Annotated in this window: 14 protein-coding genes and 1 tRNA gene; 4 read left to right on the top strand and 11 right to left on the bottom strand. The window is 70.6% G+C overall.

Features of this window, described 5'->3' with window-relative positions; genetic code table 11:
• Positions 1 to 4: 4 nt before the first annotated feature.
• Together ACFYQA_RS21225 and ACFYQA_RS21220 are read left to right on the top strand one after the other, a co-directional pair.
• Entirely contained in the window at positions 5 to 724 is a 720-nt protein-coding gene (locus tag ACFYQA_RS21225; RefSeq protein ID WP_388919908.1) for a response regulator transcription factor, read from the top strand.
• Positions 721 to 2,130 carry a sensor histidine kinase gene (locus ACFYQA_RS21220; RefSeq protein ID WP_388919905.1) on the top strand — a complete coding sequence of 470 codons (1,410 nt, stop codon included), beginning with the start codon at positions 721 to 723 and terminating at the stop codon, positions 2,128 to 2,130. Before ACFYQA_RS21225 ends, ACFYQA_RS21220 begins: the two co-directional genes overlap by 4 nt.
• Positions 2,131 to 2,506: 376 nt before the next feature.
• Here ACFYQA_RS21220 and ACFYQA_RS21215 read toward each other — a convergent pair whose 3' ends face one another.
• The 4 genes from ACFYQA_RS21215 to ACFYQA_RS21200 all read right to left on the bottom strand — a co-directional run bounded on the left by ACFYQA_RS21215 (position 2,507) and on the right by ACFYQA_RS21200 (position 7,419).
• On the bottom strand, positions 2,507 to 3,946 hold the full coding sequence (locus ACFYQA_RS21215) for a GH1 family beta-glucosidase (RefSeq protein ID WP_388919902.1): 1,440 nt from the start codon (positions 3,944 to 3,946) through the stop codon (positions 2,507 to 2,509).
• 168 nt (positions 3,947 to 4,114) lie between these two features.
• Positions 4,115 to 5,020, bottom strand: coding sequence for a carbohydrate ABC transporter permease (locus ACFYQA_RS21210; protein WP_388919899.1), 906 nt, complete (start codon positions 5,018 to 5,020; stop codon positions 4,115 to 4,117).
• Between the two features lie 12 nt (positions 5,021 to 5,032).
• Positions 5,033 to 6,055, bottom strand: a complete 1,023-nt coding sequence (locus ACFYQA_RS21205; protein WP_388920085.1) for a carbohydrate ABC transporter permease — start codon at positions 6,053 to 6,055, stop codon at positions 5,033 to 5,035.
• A 5-nt stretch (positions 6,056 to 6,060) separates the two neighbouring features.
• A complete protein-coding gene (locus ACFYQA_RS21200; protein ID WP_388919895.1) occupies positions 6,061 to 7,419 on the bottom strand; it encodes an extracellular solute-binding protein in 1,359 nt (452 codons plus the stop codon).
• Positions 7,420 to 7,772: 353 nt separating this feature from the next.
• On the opposite strand from ACFYQA_RS21200, the gene ACFYQA_RS21195 reads away from it, so the two are divergent.
• Positions 7,773 to 8,828, top strand: coding sequence for a LacI family DNA-binding transcriptional regulator (locus ACFYQA_RS21195; RefSeq protein ID WP_388919892.1), 1,056 nt, complete (start codon positions 7,773 to 7,775; stop codon positions 8,826 to 8,828).
• Positions 8,829 to 8,950: 122 nt separating this feature from the next.
• Here ACFYQA_RS21195 and ACFYQA_RS21190 read toward each other — a convergent pair.
• From ACFYQA_RS21190 to ACFYQA_RS21180, 3 genes are all read right to left on the bottom strand, one after another.
• A tRNA-His gene (locus ACFYQA_RS21190) sits at positions 8,951 to 9,023 on the bottom strand.
• A 142-nt stretch (positions 9,024 to 9,165) separates the two neighbouring features.
• Complete coding sequence (gene orn, locus ACFYQA_RS21185; RefSeq protein WP_386394739.1) at positions 9,166 to 9,768, bottom strand: oligoribonuclease; 603 nt, start codon at positions 9,766 to 9,768, stop codon at positions 9,166 to 9,168.
• Positions 9,769 to 9,994: 226 nt separating this feature from the next.
• Positions 9,995 to 11,293: a helix-turn-helix domain-containing protein gene (locus ACFYQA_RS21180; protein WP_388919889.1), complete on the bottom strand. Its 1,299-nt coding sequence runs from the start codon at positions 11,291 to 11,293 to the stop codon at positions 9,995 to 9,997.
• 912 nt (positions 11,294 to 12,205) lie between these two features.
• Here ACFYQA_RS21180 and ACFYQA_RS21175 point away from each other — a divergent pair.
• A complete protein-coding gene (locus ACFYQA_RS21175) occupies positions 12,206 to 12,748 on the top strand; it encodes a universal stress protein (protein ID WP_332427894.1) in 543 nt (180 codons plus the stop codon).
• Between the two features lie 136 nt (positions 12,749 to 12,884).
• Here the strand turns inward: ACFYQA_RS21175 and glmS are convergent, their stop codons facing one another.
• From glmS to ACFYQA_RS21155, 4 genes are all read right to left on the bottom strand, one after another.
• Positions 12,885 to 14,702, bottom strand: a complete 1,818-nt coding sequence (gene glmS, locus ACFYQA_RS21170; RefSeq protein ID WP_388919886.1) for a glutamine--fructose-6-phosphate transaminase (isomerizing) — start codon at positions 14,700 to 14,702, stop codon at positions 12,885 to 12,887.
• A 13-nt stretch (positions 14,703 to 14,715) separates the two neighbouring features.
• Complete coding sequence (locus tag ACFYQA_RS21165) at positions 14,716 to 14,973, bottom strand: hypothetical protein (RefSeq protein ID WP_332427890.1); 258 nt, start codon at positions 14,971 to 14,973, stop codon at positions 14,716 to 14,718.
• Positions 14,974 to 15,081: 108 nt separating this feature from the next.
• Positions 15,082 to 16,008: a DUF4429 domain-containing protein gene (locus tag ACFYQA_RS21160; RefSeq protein WP_388919882.1), complete on the bottom strand. Its 927-nt coding sequence runs from the start codon at positions 16,006 to 16,008 to the stop codon at positions 15,082 to 15,084.
• Positions 16,009 to 16,206: 198 nt separating this feature from the next.
• A complete protein-coding gene (locus ACFYQA_RS21155; protein ID WP_388920082.1) occupies positions 16,207 to 17,985 on the bottom strand; it encodes an IucA/IucC family protein in 1,779 nt (592 codons plus the stop codon).
• Positions 17,986 to 17,988: the final 3 nt, after the last annotated feature.

Raw genomic sequence — 17,988 nt, 5'->3', positions numbered from 1 at the left:
GCCCATGGCAAGTGTTCTCGTGGTCGAGGACGACCCGTTCGTACGCTCGGCGCTCATCCGGCAGTTGACCGATGCCGCGCACACCGTGCGCAGTGTGGGGACGGCGCTGGAGGCGCTGCGCGAGGTCGCCCATTTCCGTTTCGACGTCGTCATCCTGGACCTCGGGCTGCCCGACCTGGACGGTTCCGAGGCACTGAAGATGCTGCGCGGCATCACGGACGTGCCGGTGATCATCGCCACCGCACGGGACGACGAGGCGGAGATCGTGCGGCTGCTGAACGCCGGCGCGGACGACTACCTGACCAAGCCCTTCTCGGTGGAACACCTCTCGGCCCGCATGGCGGCCGTACTGCGCCGGGCCCGTTCCCTCGCGGGCCAGGCCGCGCCGTCCCCGGTGATCCGGGTCGGCGGACTGACCGTCGACCCGCTGCGCCGTCAGGCCGAACTCGACGGCTTACGGCTCGACCTGACCCGGCGTGAGTTCGATCTCCTCGCCTTCCTCGCCGGGCGGCCCGGTGTCGTCGTCGCCCGCCGGGAACTCCTCGCCGAGGTGTGGCAGCAGTCGTACGGCGACGACCAGACCATCGACGTCCATCTCTCCTGGCTGCGCCGGAAACTGGGGGAGACGGCCGCCCGGCCGCGCTATCTGCACACCCTGCGGGGCGTCGGCGTGAAACTGGAGCCGCCCGCCGCTCAGGTACCCGGAGCGGAGCAGCCGCGATGAGGTGGGCCCTGGTGAAGGTGTCCGTGGCGGTGACCGCGATGGTCGTGGTCGCCTTCGCGGTGCCGCTCGGTCTGGTCATCCGCGAGATGGCCCGCGACCGCGCCTTCTCCAACGCCGAACGGGAAGCCGCCGCGGTCGCCCCCGCGCTGTCCATCACCACCGACCGCGGCCAGCTCGAACGCGTCGTCGCCTCCGCCGGTTCCGGCGGGTCCGACGCCGGGATGGCCGTGCACATCCCCGCGGCGGACGGCGAGAAGTCCCTCGACATCGGCCGCCGGTACGCCACCGCCGAGGACATCGAGGCGGTACGGAACCTGGGGCGCGCCTCCACCTCCCCGGTGTCCGGCGGCTCCGCGCTGCTCCAGCCGGTCGCGCTCAGCAGCGGTGAGATCGCCGTGATCGAGGTGTACGTCCCCGAGTCCGAGGTCACCAACGGGGTGGGCACGGCCTGGGCGGTGCTCGCGGCGGTCGGCGCCGCCCTCGTCCTCGGCTCGGTCGCGGTCGCCGACCGGCTGGGCGTACGGATGGTGCGGCCCGCGCAGCGGCTGGTCGAGGGCGCGCACGAACTGGGGGAGGGCAAACTGGGTGTGCGGGTGCCGGAGAAGGGGCCGACCGAACTGCGGCTGGCGGCCGTGGCGTTCAACTCCATGGCCGACCAGGTCGTACAACTCCTCGCCAACGAGCGGGAACTGGCCGCCGATCTCTCCCACCGGCTGCGCACCCCGCTGACCGTGCTGCGGCTGAACGCCGCCTCGCTCGGCGAGGGACCGGCCGCCGAACAGACCCGCGCGGCGGTGGAACAACTGGAGCGCGAGGTCGACACCATCATCCGCACCGCGCGGGACGCCAAACCGCAGACGGCCGCCACCGGGGCCGGCGCCGGCTGCGACGCGGCCGAAGTGGTCCGGGAGCGGATGGTGTTCTGGTCGGCGCTCGCCGAGGACGAGGGCCGCACCTGGCGGGTGGCCGGCGCGGACACCCCCGTACGCATCCCCGTGGCCCGCGCCGATCTGGCCGCAGCCCTCGACGCCCTGCTCGGCAACGTGTTCCGGCACACCCCCGAGGGCACCGCCTTCGCGGTCGACGTGCACAACGGCGAGGACGCGGTGATCGTGCTCGTCTCCGACGCGGGCCCCGGCATACCCGACCCCCCGGCGGCGATGGCCCGCGGCCGGGGCTCCGGCAACGACGGTTCCACCGGGCTCGGCCTGGACATAGTGCGCCGCCTCGCGGAGGCCACCGGAGGGGACGTCCGCATCGGCTCGTCGATGCTCGGCGGAACCGAGGTACGGATCTGGATCCAGCTGGACGGCCGCGAGGGCGCGCCCCGCGGCCGGGGCCGCGGCCACCGCGGGAGCATGCGCCGCCGTCGTCCGGGGCGCCTGGTGCCGACGTTCCGGACCTGAGGTTCCGGGCCCGGCGTGTGGGACTTGAGGTTCCGGGACCGACCGGCGTACGGGGCCTGAGGTTCCGGGACCGGCCTTCCGGACGCGCTTCCCGGAGGCGACGTTGCGGACCCGCCTTCCGGAAGCGACGTTCCGGCGTTGACCGGGACAACACACCGGCGCGCGTCCCGGCCGGTTCTCGTCCGGCCGGGGCGTGCGTCTGTCCGGGCATCCGCCCCGATACCCGTCCGGGCACCGCCCGGCAGGAAAGACGGCCCCGGACACGCACCGGAGGGGTGTGGACACCCGCGCGGGGCGCGGCGCTCCCCCTGAGACACCGCGCCCCGTTTCCCCGCCCCCGTTCCCGGTTCCCCCGTGTCCCCCGTTCCCGGGAGGTTCAGATGCCGTCCGGCTCCGGCAGGGCTCCCGACCGGGCTGCCCGGCCGTACCAGAGGGCGCTGGACTTCGGGGTCCGCTGCTGGGTCGTGTAGTCGACGTAGACCGCGCCGAAGCGCTTCTCGTAGCCGTAGGCCCACTCGAAGTTGTCCATCAGGGACCACAGGTAGTAGCCGCGCACGTCCGCGCCGTCGGTGATGGCCCGGCGGACCGCGGAGAGGTGGCCGTGCAGGTAGGCGACACGCTCCGGGTCGTTCACCGCGCCGTCGGCGCCGGGCTTGTCGTCGTAGGCCGCGCCGTTCTCGGTGACGTAGAGCGGCAGGCCGGGCGCCTCGCGGGTGCAGCGCATGATCAGGTCGTACAGGCCCGTCGGATCGACGGCCCAGCCCATCTCGGTCTGCTCGCCCGGAGACTGGTGGAAGGCGACGTCGTCCGTGGCGGGCCACGGCGAGTGCTCGCTCTCCCCGTGACCGTCGGCCCGCGGACCCTTCGCGTCCGGGTCCGCCGCCGACACCAGGGTGGGTGTGTAGTAGTTGAGGCCCAGTGCGTCCAGCGGCTGGTGGATCAGTTCCAGGTCGCCGTCCTGGACGAACGACCAGTCGGTGAGCGACGAGGTCGCCTCCAGCAGCGTCTTCGGGTAGGCGCCGTGCAGGATCGGGCCGTGGAAGATGCCGCCGGACAGGTCGTCGATCTTGCGCGCCGCCGCCAGGTCCGCCGGGTCGTCCGGGGAGAGGGGCCGCACCACCGAGGTGTTGAGGCTGAGCGCGACGGAGTTGCGGGCCGGCATCACCGACCGCAGCGCCTTGGTGCCCAGCCCGTGTGCCAGGTTCAGGTGGTGGGCGGCCCGCAGCGAGGCCGCCGGGTCGGTACGACCGGGCGCGTGCACGCCGGACGCGTAGCCCAGGAAGGCGCTGCACCACGGCTCGTTGAGCGTGATCCACTGCTCCACCCGGTCGCCGAGCGCCTCGCCGACGATCTGCGCGTACTCGGCGAAACGGTAGGCGGTGTCACGCTCCGGCCAGCCGCCCGCGTCCTCCAGCTCCTGCGGCAGGTCCCAGTGGTAGAGGGTGACGGCCGGCTTGATGCCGTGCTCCAGCAGCTCGTCGACCAGCTTGCGGTAGAAGTCCAGGCCGCGCTGCACGGCCGGGCCGCGGCCGGTCGGCTGCACCCGGGACCAGGAGACGGAGAAGCGGTAGGCGCCCAGGCCCAGGTCCGCCATCATCGCCACGTCGTCGCGGTAGCGGTGGTAGTGGTCGTTGGCGATGTCACCGGTGTCGCCGCCGGCGGTCTTTCCCGGCGTATGGCTGAAGGTGTCCCAGATGGACGGGGTCCGTCCGTCCTCCCGCACCGCGCCCTCGATCTGGTAGGCGGAGGTCGCGGAGCCCCAGAGGAAGGCGGGGGGGAAGGCCGCCGGGGTCACCGGCGTTGCGGAGTCAGACATGGAAGCGCTCCCATAGGCGGTCGTGGAGGACCTGCGAGTCGGAGTGAGCAGGGGGAAGGAGTAGCGGGGAAGGGAGTGGAAGGGAGGAGGGGGACGAACAGGGGCCGAGGCGTCGGTGACCCGGCCCCCCTCCCCGGAAAGGGACGTACGTGAAGGAGGGCTCGCGCGTCAGCCCTTGACTGCGCCCTGCATGATGCCGCCCACGATCTGCTTGCCGAAGATCGCGAAGACCAGCAGCAGCGGCAGGGTGCCCAGCAGCGCGCCCGCCATGATCAGGGACTGGTCCGGGGTGAAGCCGCGGCCGAGGCCCGCGACCGCGACCTGCACGGTCGGGTTGCCGGACTGGGTCAGGACGAGGAACGGCCACAGGAAGTCGTTCCAGGTCTGCACGAAGATCAGCATGCCCAGGACGGCCATCGCCGGCCGCGCCGCGGGGAACACCACGTGCCAGACCACGCGCCAGCTGCTCGCGCCGTCGACCCTGGCGGCCTCGATGACCTCGTCCGGCAGTGCCTGGAGGAGGTACTGCCGCATGAAGAACACACCGAACGCGCTCACCAGCGACGGGAAGATGACCGCCTGCAACTGGTCGGTCCAGTCCAGCTTGGCGACCATCATGTACAGCGGGATGATGCTGAGCTGCGGCGGCACCATCATCGTGCCGATCACGAGCAGCATCAGCGCGCCGCGGCCCCTGAAGCGCAGCTTGGCGAAGGCGAACCCGGCGATCGTCGACAGGATGACGACGGTGACCGCCGAGATGCCCGCCACGATCGTGGTGTTGAGGAAGGCCTCGCCGAGGTTGGCGTCGGTCCAGGCCGTCTCCAGGTTCTTGAACAGGTTCGAGCCGAACCAGAACGGCGGCGGCGTCTGCGCCAGGCGCTGGGTGTCCCGGGAGGCGGCGATCGCGGTCCAGATCAGCGGGAACAGCGAGACGATCGTGAACACGATCAGGATCGCGTAGGCGACGGGGCCGCCGTGCAGGGTCCCGCCGGCCCGCGCCGACTTCGGCAGACGGGAGCGCTTCTGTTCCTTGGCGGGGGTGGTCTCGGGGGGCGTCACAGTCGTCGTCACGGCCACAACTCCTTAACTGCTGGCGCGCAGCCGGCGCGAGATGACGTAGTTGATGAGGCCGATGACGATCAGGATCAGGAACATCATCCAGGCGATCGCCGAGGCACGGCCCAGGTGCTGGTTGATCCAGCCCTGTTCGTACAGGTACAGGCCGAGCGTCTGGAACTGGTGCTCCGCACCGCCGGAGGCGCCCTTGTTGGGGTCGAACAGCAGCGGCTCGCCGAAGACCTGGCTGGCGCCGATGGTGGAGACGACCACCGTGAACAGGATCGTCGGGCGCAGCGAGGGCAGCGTCACGTGCAGGAACTGCTGCCAGCGGTTGGCGCCGTCCAGCGCCGCCGACTCGTACAGGTCCTGCGGGATCGCCTGCATCGCGGCCAGGTAGATCAGCGCGTTGTAACCGGTCCAGCGCCAGATGATGATCGTCGAGACGGCGAACTGCCCGGGCCACTTGTCGTCCTGCCAGGCGACCGGGTCGATCCCGACGAAGTCCAGCGCCCAGTTGATCATCCCGTAGTCACGCCCGAAGAGCAGCACGAACACCAGGGAGGCGGCGGCGATCGAGGTGGCGTACGGGGCGAGCATCGCGACCCGGTAGAAGGTCGAGGCACGCAGCTTGTAGTTGAGGATGTGGGCGATGCCCATCGCCATCAGCAACTGCGGGACGGTCGAGATGATGCCGATGGTCAGGGTGTTCTGCGCCGCGTTCCAGAAGAACTCGTCGTCGAAGATCCGGGTGAAGTTGCGCAGCCCCACCCATTCCATGTCGGTCGGGGCGGTCAGTTCGACCTGGTGCAGTGAGGCCCAGCCGGTGTACACCAGCGGGAACAGGCCGAAGGCGAGGAACAGCAGGAAGAACGGGGAGACGAAGGCGTACGGGCTCCAGCGCATGTCGCGCTGCCAGCGGCGGGACAGCTTGCGCCGGCGCCGCTCCTCCTTGTCCTCGGAGTTCTCGGACGCGGTGCCCCGGGGTGGGCGGCCCGGGGCCGCGCCCCCCTTGACGGGGGACGCGGCGGTTTCGTTGCGGGTGGACATCCAGGTCACTTGTCCAGGTTGTTGTCGATGGTCTTGACGGCCGTCTCCCAGGCTTCCTCGGGCGACTTGCCCTTGGTCACCAGAATGACGCCGTTGTCCGCCAGACCCTGCGAGATGATCTGGTCCTTCGGGCCGATGACCTGGACCGGGATCTGCTTGGCGGCCTCGGCGAAGACCTCACCGATCGGGGCGTCGCCGGTCATGTCGTTGACCGCGCCGGTCACTTCGGGGCTGTCGAAGGTGGTCTGGGCGCTGGGGAAGCTGCCCTGCACCTTGAACAGCTTCGTCTGCTGTTCGGGTGCGGTCAGCCAGGCGACGAGCTTCTTGGCCTCGTCGACGTTCTTGGCGCTCTTGGGCACGCTCAGGAAGGAGCCGCCCCAGTTGCCGGCCTTGGGGGGCAGGGCCACGTCCCACTTGCCCGCGGCGTCCGGCTGGGACTTGCCCTTGATGTAGCCGAGCATCCAGGGCGGGCAGGACATCGCGGCGAACTTGTTGTTGGCGATCGTCTGGTCCCATGACGGCTGGAACTGCGTCTGGGCGCCGACCAGTCCGTTCTCGGCGGCCTTCGCGGTCATGTCGAAGGCCTTCTTGACGGCGGGGTTGGTCTTGTAGACGACCTCGCCGGAGGAGTCGTAGAACCGCTCCTTCTCACTGCTGAGGATGGCGCTCATCAGACCGCCGGGGGAGTCCATGAAGGTGGTGCCCTTGGGCGCCTTCTTCTGGTAGTCCTCACCGACCTCGATCAGCTTGGCCCAGTCGCCGGCCCACAGCTTGCCGACCTCTTCGCGGTCGGTGGGCAGGCCCGCCTTCTCGAACAGGTCCTTGCGGTAGCAGATCGCCATCGGGCCGATGTCGGTGCCCAGGCCGACGGTCTGGCCGTCCTTGGTGGTGGCCTGCTCCCACTTCCATTCGAGCCAGTCGCTCTTGTTGACGCCCTCGGCCTTGGAGAGGTCTTCGAGCTTGCCGGCCTGGGTCTCCACGATCTCGGCGATGTTGCCGACTTCGACGGCCTGGACGTCCTGCAGGCCGCTGTTGGTGGTGAGGTGGTTGAGCAGCGCCGGGTAGTAGTTCTCGTTGCGCTCGACGACGTTCTCGGCGATCTTGATGTCCGGGTTCAGCTTCTCGTACTCGGCGTAGAGCCCGGCCTCCTTGAAGCCGAAGGTGCCGAACAGGCCCAGTGTGACCGTCGTCTTGCCCTTGCCGTCGGACGAGGAATCGGAGCCACCGTCTCCACCGTCGTCGGCACAGCCGGCCAGCAGCCCGGTGCCCAGTGACACCACGGCCGCGACGGCCAGTGCCTTGCGGGTGAAGAGCTTCCCCCTGTCCGTGCGCTGCCGGGAGAGGGGGAGGGTACGTGCTCGCATTGAGTCCTCCTGATTGCCCTGACGTGCCGACCCCCCGGCCAACGGCGTTGTTGGGCCTGTTTGTTGCGTGCTGCGGCTCGGGCGGGGAACGTGCGGGTTGTGTATGTGTCAGGTATCGTGGGAGCGCTCCCACGAGTGATGTCTTGAAGGGTCGCGGGTCCCGGCAAGGGTGTCAAGGGAGTGGACGCGGAGAAGTGCGTTCAGTTATCGGGCTGTTAACTGGAGGCCCTGGAGGCCCGGACATTGCCGATGGACGTCCCCGGCCCGGACGGTACTCCTGGCGGAGGCCGCCGCCGTGTGCGGGGCTGTTAGATTCCAGGCCAGCGGGACATGCGACGGAAGGTGGGGCGTACATGGCAAGCCACGGAGCGCGGGGCCGCGGGGGTGGCCGCCCCACCCTCGAAGAGGTGGCGGCGCGCGCCGGTGTCGGCCGGGGCACGGTCTCCCGGGTGATCAATGGTTCACCCCGGGTGAGCGACGCCACCCGCGCCCTCGTGGAGGCCGCCGTCGCCGAGCTCGGTTACGTCCCGAACACGGCCGCCCGCGCCCTCGCCGCCAACCGCACCGACGCGATCGCGCTGGTCGTGCCCGAGCCGGAGACCCGCTTCTTCGCCGAGCCGTACTTCTCGGACATGCTGCGCGGGGTGGGGGCGGCGCTCTCCGACACCGAGATGCAGCTGCTGCTGATCTTCGCGGGCAGCGACCGGGAGCGACAGCGCCTCGCCGACTACCTGGCCGCGCACCGGGTGGACGGTGTGCTGCTGGTCTCCGTGCACGCCGACGACCCGCTGCCCGACATGCTCGCCCAGCTGGAGATCCCGGCGGTGATCAGCGGCCCCCGGTCGGCCGCGGAGACGCTGACCTCGGTCGACTCCGACAACTACGGCGGTGCCCGGCAGGCCGTCGAGCACCTCCTCGGCCGGGGCCGGCGCCGCATCGCCCACATCACCGGCCGCCTCGACGTGTACGGCGCGCAGCGGCGCGTCGACGGCTACCGCGACGCCCTGCGCGACGCGGGCCACCCCGCGGACGACCTGATGATCGAGGCGGGTGACTTCTCCGAGGAGGGCGGCCGGAGCGCGATGACGGCACTGCTGGAGCGCTGCCCGGACCTGGACGCGGTCTTCGCCGCCTCCGACGTGACCGCCGCCGGTGCCCGGCACGCGCTGCGGGAGGCGGGCCGCCGCATCCCCGACGACGTGGCCCTGGTCGGCTACGACGACTCCGCCATCGCCCGCCACATGGACCCGCCGCTGACCAGCGTGCGCCAGCCCATCGAGGAGATGGGCCGCAGGATGATCGACCTGCTCCTCGCCGAGGTCGCCGACCGCCGCCCGCCCGCCTCCCGGGAACTGGACCGGCGCCAGGTGGTGCTGGCCACGGAGCTGGTGGAGCGGGCCTCGTCGTAGCGGCCGACGGCTTCGGACCGGTGCCGTGACGTACGCGGCACCGGTGGCGGGGCGAGCGGCCGGCGGTGAGCGGCCGGCCCGCAACGCGAAAGAGGCCCCCGAGGGGGCCTCTTTCCTTACAGGGTGAGTGACGGGACTTGAACCCGCGGCATCCTGGACCACAACCAGGTGCTCTACCAGCTGAGCTACACCCACCATGGCCGTCATCGGTGGAGACTGAATCTTTCCCGACCGGCCGAGAAAAAGTGTACCTGGTCCGAAGGGGTGCTCGCGCCACGGTTTCGCGGCGCCCCCCGGACGGCCCCCGAACGGGGGGCGCCGTGCGCCCGGCGCGTGCCTACTGCGCAGGCAGAACGTGCTTCGCGGCGATCTTCTTCGCAGTGTCCGAGTCGGGGCCCGGCTGCGGTACGAAGACGGCCTCGCGGTAGTAGCGCAGTTCCGCGATGGATTCGCGGATGTCGGCCAGCGCCCGGTGGTTGCCGCTCTTCTCGGGGCTGTTGAAGTACGCCCTCGGGTACCAGCGGCGCGACAGCTCCTTGACGCTGGACACGTCGACGATGCGGTAGTGCAGGTAGTCCTCGAGCGTCGGCATGTCCCGCAGCAGGAATCCGCGGTCCGTGCCGACGGAGTTGCCGCACAGGGGGGCCTTGCCGGGCTCCTTGACGTGCTCCTTCACATACGCGAGGACGCGCTGCTCGGCGTCCTCGAGTGTGGTGCCGTCCGCCAGCTCGTCGAGCAGTCCGGACGCGGTGTGCATCTGACGCACTACCTCCGGCATCGTCTCCAGTGCCCCGTCCGGCGGGCGGATGACGATGTCGACACCGTCACCGAGCACGTTCAGCTCGGAGTCGGTGACGAGGGCGGCAACCTCGATGAGCGCGTCGTCGGACAGCGAGAGGCCGGTCATCTCGCAGTCGATCCACACCATGCGATCGTTCATATGTCTCACCTTACGGGGCGCAGGAGCGTAGGGGACCGGGCGGGGACCAGGGTGTATGGCGCGGACGGGGGAGAGGGCGGGAAGGGGCGGCAGGGGGTGGTGCGGGGCGGGGTGGTGGCAGCAGTACGGGCCGGAGATCTCCGCCTCCGGCCCGTAGCGCCGCCTGCCGCCTGCCGCCGGGCCCTGTTCGGGCCCGCCCGCCCCTCACGCTCGTCTCAGGTCCGCCTCACGGCGCGCTGCGCTGGCCCGGCACGCCGGCCCGGGCCTGGATGTAGGCCTCGCGGGCCTCACGGTCCGGGTCGGCCGAGGACGCCGATGCCGCTGGCGGACCGCCCAGGGTGCTCGCGGCCGCCGTACGCCGGGACTGGTGCGGCACCGGACTGTCCGGATGCAGCGCGGCGGGTGCCTGGCCGGGGTGGCCCGCATGCCCGTGCTGGTGCGCCGGTCCGGCCGGGACGGCTCCCGTGGGGTTCAGGAGGCCGCCGGAGCCCTGGTGCCGCTCCGCCTGGGGGCGTCGTGCGCGGTACGCGGCCCGGTAGGCGGCCGGGGACGAACCCAGTTGGCGCCGGAAGTGGCCCCGCAGCGCGACCGGTGAGCGGAAGCCGCAGCGGCCCGCGACCTCGTCCACGGAGTAGTCCGACGTCTCCAGCAGGCGCTGTGCCTGCAGCACCCGCTGCGTGATCAGCCACTGCAGCGGCGCGCTGCCGGTCAGTGAGCGGAAGCGGCGGTCGAACGTACGACGGCTCATGTACGCACGTGCCGCCAGTGTCTCCACGTCGAACTGTTCGTGGAGGTGTTCCAGCGCCCAGGCGACGACCTCGGCGAGCGGGTCGGCGCCGATCTCCTCGGGTAAAGACCTGTCCAGGTAGCGTTCCTGACCGCCCGTCCGGCGCGGCGGGACGACGAGACGCCGGGCGAGTGCCCCCGCCGCCTCGTTGCCGTGATCCGTGCGCACGATGTGCAGGCACAGATCGATTCCGGCCGCCGTACCGGCGGAGGTCAGCACATCGCCGTCGTCCACGAAGAGTTCCCGCGGATCGACGTGCACCGACGGATAGCGTTTCGCCAGCGTCGGCGCGTACATCCAGTGGGTCGTCGCCGGACGGCCGTCCAGCAGGCCGGCCGCCGCGAGCACGAAGGCGCCGGTGCACAGCCCGACGATGCGGGCGCCCTCCTCATGGGCCCGGCGCAGCGCCTCGAGCGATTCCTCCGGTGGTGGCGAGGTGATCGAACGCCAGGCGGGCACGACGACGGTGCCCGCCCGGGCGATTGCCTCCAGGCCGTGCGGCGCGGTGAGTTCGAGACCCCCCGTGGTGCGCAGCGGGCCCTCCTCGCCGGCACTCACCAGCAGGCGGTAGCGCGGTACGCCGGCGTCCTGGCGGTCGATGCCGAACACCGACAACGGTATGGAACTCTCGAAGATGGGGCCGCCGCTGAACAGCAGCACCGCGACGATCTCCTTGCGGCGTCGCCCGGTGAGTTTCCGGGCCGCGGCTTCCGGCGCGGCAGCGGAGTCGTGGCTCATACTGCTAAGCCCCCCTCGGTGGTCGCGGCTCCTCGGTTGTGTCGCACCTGCACGTTTCCCCTCGGTCCTGCACGAGTCCCCCGCCGTAAGACAGTCAAGATCGAATCTACTGCGTCCCGCCGTGCCCGGGTGGCCAGTTCGGCCCCCGGCGGATTGTCGACTTGGCAACTTGGCGTGAAGCATTCGATCACGAAGGGTTGCACTCGTGGGGCGTGCAGGGAAGTGCGCCTTGTCGCGGTGGCCAATCCCCATAGGGTGCGCGGGGTCCCCCGGACCCTTTCCGTGCAGGTCGAACGGAGGTTGGGGGGTGGTCGCACCAGTCGATGCACAGGTTGCGGAAGTTGGCTGAAAACATGCGGCCGCGTGCGCGGAAACCGGTCAGGTGACCGGTGTCTCTCCGCCAGGTCGCGGACCGGTCCGACAAGTCCGTCCCGAGGCCCGTTCCGGACCGGGCGGGAGGAGCGGGGCGGTCGGCGCGGCAGGCCCGCTCCGGGTCCGCTCCGGGTCCGCTCCGGGTCCGCTCCGGGTCCGCTCCGGGTCCGTTCCGGGTCCGTTCCGGCTCCGGTCGGGGTCGGCCGCGGTGGGTGCTTCGTGCGGCGCGGTGATACGGGGGTTTCAACGCGCGGGCGGGGCGTCGGTCGCCGTGCCTCCGGGGCCGGCGCCCCCGGCGCGCCCCACTCTTGCGGCTGGGCCCGCCCTGTGCAAACCGCCTGTACAACGCAGCAACCATTGCGTGACGGGTGTCCCCTCGGGCATGCTCCGGGATACCCGTCGGCCAGCGTGGGCGGGATCTGCGCGAAGGAGGAGTGCCGCCGTACCCTTGGGGGTATGGGGTTGGGAAGATGATTCCCGGACACAGCTCCGACGCAGTCTGTCGTCCCTCACAACAAGGATCACAACGCCGAGACAGCCATGGCCGGTCACGAATTCTTCGAACCCGCGGACCGCAAGCGACCCCTCGTCGACCCCGCGGCGGCAGAGCCGCTGGGCGCCGAGCCCCTGGGCGCGGCTCAGTCGCGCCACCCGTGTGATCCGGCATTCCGGCACGGCGTCGTCGTCGGCTTCGACGGGTCCACCTCCAGTGAGCGCGCCCTCGCGTACGCGATCGGCATGGCCAGGCGCTTCGGTTCCGCGCTGATCATCGTCCATGTCGCCAACCGGCTCCCGACCACGGTGTGGGCGGGCTGCGAGCCCCCGGTCTTCGTCGACGTCCCGGACCATCGCACCGAGGTCCTCGGTCTCGAACTGGCCTGCGCCGACTACCTCACCGAGGTGCCCTGGATCCTGGTCGAGCGCGGCGGCGACATCTGCCACGAACTCGAGGAGGTCGGCCGGGAGTACGAGGCCGACGCGATCGTCGTCGGCTCCACCCACGGTCTCGTCGGCCGGCTCTTCGGCTCCGTCGCGGGCCGGCTCGCCAAGCGGGCCCAGCGCCCGGTCGTGGTCATTCCCTGACGCGTCGGCCGGCCGGCAACCGGACCGCGGCCGACGGGGCCGACGGGGATCGGTGTGAAGAACCGCGTGTGGGCGGGGCAGGGTCCCTGCCCCGCCCACACGGGTGTCCGGATGCCTCCAGGGGGCGGTCGCCCGACTACTCGACGGTGACCGACTTGGCGAGGTTGCGGGGCTTGTCGATGTCCCGGCCCAGGGCCAACGCCGTGTGGTAGGCGAGGAGCTGGAGCGGGATGCCCATGAGGATGGGGTCCAGCTCGTTCTCGTTCTTCGGGACGACGATCGTGTGGTCGGCCTTCTCCTGCTCCCGGTGGGCGACGGCCATGATCGGGCCGCTGCGGGCCTTGATCTCCTCCAGCGCCGCGCGGTTCTTCTCCAGCAGGTCGTCGTCGGGGACGATCGCGACCGTGGGCAGCGCGGGCTCGATCAGGGCCAGCGGGCCGTGCTTGAGCTCGGACGCCGGGTAGGCCTCCGCGTGGATGTAGGAGACCTCCTTCAGCTTCAGCGACGCCTCACGGGCCACCGGGTAGCCCCGGACGCGGCCGATGAAGAGCATCGAGCGGGCCTCGGCGTACTGCAGGGCCAGCTTCCTGATCTCCTCCTCCCGCTCCAGGATCTCGGCGATCTGCCCCGGGAGCCTGCGCAGGCCCTCGATGATCCGCTTGCCGTCGCTCACGGACAGGTCGCGGGTGCGGCCCAGGTGCAGGGCGAGGAGGGCGAAGGCGACGGTGGTGTTGGTGAAGCACTTGGTGGACACCACGCACACCTCCGGCCCGGCGTGCACGTACATGCCGCCGTCCGTCTCGCGGGCGATCGCCGAACCGACGACGTTCACCACGCCCAGCACCCGGGCGCCCTTGCGCTTCAGCTCCTGCACCGCCGCCAGCACGTCGTACGTCTCACCGGACTGGGACACCGCGACGTACAGCGTGTCGGGGTCGACGACCGCGTTGCGGTAGCGGAACTCGGAGGCCGGCTCGGCGTCGGCGGGGATGCGGGCCAGCTCCTCGATCATCTGGGCGCCGATCATGCCCGCGTGGTACGAGGTGCCGCAGCCGAGGATCTTCACCCGGCGGATCCGGCGGGCCTCCCGCGCGTCCAGGTTCAGGCCGTCGAGGCGCACCGTGGAGAAACGGTCGTCGATCCGGCCCCGCAGCACCCGGTCCACGGCCTCGGCCTGTTCGTGGATCTCCTTGTGCATGTAGGTGTCGTGGCCGCCCATGTCGTAGGAGGCCGCCTCCCACTCCACGGTGGTCGGCTCGGCCGTCGTACGGGTGCCCTCGGTGGTGTACGTACGGAAGTCGTCGGCCTTGAGGGTGGCCATCTCGCCGTCGTCGAGGGTGACGATCTGCCGGGTGTGGGCGACCAGGGCGGCTACGTCCGAGGCGACGAACATCTCCTTCTCGCCGATGCCGAGCACCACGGGCGAGCCGTTGCGGGCCACCACGATGCGGTCCGGGAAGTCGGCGTGCAGCACGGCGATGCCGTAGGTGCCCTCGATGATCCGCACCGTCTCGCGGACCTTGTCCTCCAGCTTGACGGCCTGCGAGCGGGCGATCAGGTGGGTGAGGACCTCGGTGTCCGTCTCGGAGAGGAACTCGACACCCTCCGCCTCCAGCTTGCGGCGCAGCTCGCCGGCGTTGTCGATGATGCCGTTGTGGACGACCGCGACCTTGCCCTCGGCGTCCAGGTGCGGGTGCGCGTTCACGTCGGACGGGGCGCCGTGGGTGGCCCAGCGGGTGTGGGCGATGCCCGTGGTGCCCTTGAAGCGGGCCGGGACCTTCGCCTCCAGGTCGCGCACCCGGCCCTTGGCCTTGACCGTTTTCAGACCGGCCGCCTTCGGGGACATGACGGCGATGCCCGCCGAGTCGTAACCCCGGTACTCCAGCCGCTGCAGACCTTCGAGCAGCAGAGGGGCGACCTCACGCCTGCCGATGTATCCGACGATTCCGCACATATGTGGTGTTTTCCTAGCCGTAGACGATGCGCCGCAGCTGCCGGAGCGAGAGCTCGGGCGGGGCCACGGTGCGGTATCTGAGGTCCGCCTCGATCCGTTCGAAGATCGTCGCGTTCACCAGGCCCTGGGCCTGGAGTTCGCGGTGGCGGCGACGGACGAAATCCTCGGTCGTCTCGTCGAAGTAGGCGAGCACGTCCTGGACCACACGCAGCGCCTCGCCCCGGCTGAGGGGCGAGGAGCGCGTCAAATGATCAACAAGTTCGTCGTGCACTCGACGATCCTGAGGTAAGGGAGGGGTTCACGCAAGAATTCTGCCCGATTTCGGGCAGGAAGGCGATGTCGGGTGGGGTGGAGGCGGATGCGCGTGCGTGCGGCCGTCCTACATGCGCTTCAGGACGGCCTGCTTGGCCTGGGTGAACTCCTCGTCCGTCAGCACCCCGGCGCGATGCAGTTCGCCCAGCTCGCGCAGCCGGCGCAGCAGCGCGTCGTGGTCGTCCTCGAGGGCGGGGGAACCACCCGCGCCCACAGCCTCCGGTTCCGCCGGGCGCGCGCTGCCGACGACGGCCGGTGCGGTGTCCTTCACCGTGTCGAGCGCGGTGTCACGGGTGGCCGGGTGAGGGAGGCGGGCCTGGACGGCGGCGGCGACCAGCGCCATCAGGGGGTCCTTCTTGAAGCCCCACAGCTCCACCGCGTTGGGGTCGTACTTCGCCGGGGCCTTGGTGGGCGCGTGACGCACGAGGAAACGCAGGTGGCCGTTCTCCAGCCCGCCCGCCGGCAGCCACTCCACCGCGGTGATGTCGCTCAGCGCCAGGGCGCGGGCGCCGGCGGCGGACTTGGAGTCCTCCGTCTTCCAGTTCCACTCCAGATGTATCCGTTCCCCGTCGAAGCTCGCCGAGCCGTCCCCGGCGGCGACCGACAGCGGCACGGACGGGCCGGGCAGCAGATAGCCGGAGACCGGATCGGAGGGCACCTGGTCCAGCAGCAGGGCGTTGCGGACCTCCTCCGTGAAGTACTCGGCGACGCCGTACCGGTCGGACTCCACGATCAGCTGGTACGGGTCGTGCGGCTCGGTGAGCCGGCCGCCCGTCGCCTGGAGCAGCGGGTCGGCGCCCTCGCGCAGCCGGAGCCTGAGCCGCCCCGCCTTGCGGCCCTGCTCGAGCGAGATGCCCGCCAACGCCGACAGAGGAACCGTCAGCTCGCCCAGGGTCCGGCGGAGCAGTCCGACGCTCTTGTCCCGGCCGGGTGTCAGCCGCAGAGTGTCCCCGTCGAAGACCCAGGTTCCGTCCTTCTGGATTATTTCCGCCATGGGGTGATTGTTCCATCGGTCTGCGGGAGCGTGGTCCGTACCTTGCCCGGTCTCCTCACCAAGGAACGACTCCCCGCACGAAGAGGAACCCGCACGACGAAGAGCCCGCACGACGGTGCCGGCAGTGCGGAAGGCCACCGCTCAAGGACGACGGGCACCCCGCAGGACCGTACTGTGGGGTGCCCGCCTGTTCGTGGGTCAGAACCCCGCGAGGGGGTTCTTCAGGGTGCCGACCAGCTGGAGCGCGCCGGACGGGTCCGTGAGGTCGACCATCTGCCGGTTGTCGCGCAGCTGGAGCCGGTTGAGGCAGGACAGCGCGAACTCGGGGGCGAACATGTCGTACTGGGCGAACTTGTCGCCGAGTTCGGGCACCGACGCCTGGTACTCGCGGGTGGTCTCCGCGACCGTCCGCCAGAAGTCGTCCTCGGTGAGGACGCCCCCGGTGGCGAGGTCGGCGGCCAGGAAGCGGAAGAAGCAGTCGAAGACGTCCGTGAGGATCGACAGCAGCTTCTTGTCGTCCGGTACCTCCACGCGGATGCGGGAGACCTCCGGTGGGAGCACCGCGTCCGGGTTCATCACCGCGATCTCCTCGGCGATGTCCTTGTAGACCGCGCGGCGCACCACCCCGTCCTCGAGGACGAGGATCACGTTCTCGCCGTGCGGCATGTACACCAGGTCGTAGGCGTAGAAACTGTGCAGCAGCGGCGTGTAGTAGGCGCGCAGGTAGTGCCGCAGCCACTGGACCGGCGTCAGGCCGGACCGCTCGATCAGCGCGCCCGCGAAGGACGTCCCCTCGTGGTCCACATGGAGCAGTGAGGCCATCGTGACGAGGGACTCGCCCTCCCGCAGCGACGCCACCGGGCTCTCCCGCCACAGCGCGGCCAGCATCTTGCGGTAGGGCGAGTAGCGGTCGGTGGCCTTCTCGTACTCCAGGTGCCGGTAGCCGACCGCGGCCCGCTCCCGGATGATCGTCAGCCCGGTCGACCGCAGCACCGGATCGTTCTCGATCAGCTGGGCCAGCCAGTCGTTGATCGCCGGGGTGGCCTCCATGTACGCGGCCGAAAGACCACGCATGAAGCCCATGTTGAGGACGGACAGGGCCGTCTTCACATAGTGCTTGTGCGGGTCGGACCGGTTGAAGAAGGTACGGATGGACTGCTGGGCCAGGTACTCGTCGTCGCCCTCGCCCAGGCACACCAGGTGGCGGCGGGCGACCTCGGCGGCGAAGGTGACGGCGAGCTTGTTCCACCACTGCCAGGGGTGGACGGGGATGAACAGGTAATCGGCCGGGTCGAGTCCCTGTTCCGTGAGCGTCCGGTGGAAGCGTTCGACGGTGTCCTCGCCCAGCTCCTGGCGCAGGAACGACTCGTACTCGATGCCGATGCCGGCGGTGAACGCCGCCCGTGAGCGGTGCGCGGCCAGCCACACCAGCCGTACCGGGCTCGCCGTCTCCGGCGCGTAGGCCCGGTACTCGTGGATGCCGAAGCCGAGGCGCCCGTTGTTGGCGACGAAGCAGGGGTGGCCCTCGGTCATGCCGGTCTCGACGGCCTGGAAGCCGGCGTCCACCAGCTCGGCCGAGGTGACGGCGGGCTTGGCCAGCTTGTAGCAGGTGCCGGAGAGGGTGGAGGAGATCTCCTCCAGGTACACCGGCAGGACCTTGTCGCTCAGCCCCAGCGACTTCTGCAGCTCGATGAAGAAGTCCAGGGCGGTGAGCGGGAGTTCGCTGCCGCCGCGGTGCCGGGTGATGGATTCGGCGGCGACCTGCCAGTGGTCCAGGGCGCGGCGGACGGCGGTGAAGCGGTACTCGGTCAGCCCGTCGTCACCGCGGACGACGTAGCCGTCCGTCCGATGCGGGGCGGGCTCCGGCGTGATCAGCCTCTCGTGGGCGAACTCGGCGAGCGCCTTGCGGATCAGCAGGCGGTTGGCCCTCTCCCAGCGCTCGGGGGTCAGATGGTCCACGGCGCCGGCGGGGCTCACGTC

It is taken from the genome of Streptomyces sp. NPDC005774 (assembly GCF_042871645.1).
Taxonomy (GTDB): Bacteria; Actinomycetota; Actinomycetes; order Streptomycetales; family Streptomycetaceae; genus Streptomyces; species Streptomyces pratens.
The sequence above is the reverse complement of the archived record's forward strand: the minus strand, read 5'-3'. Positions and strand labels throughout refer to the sequence as shown.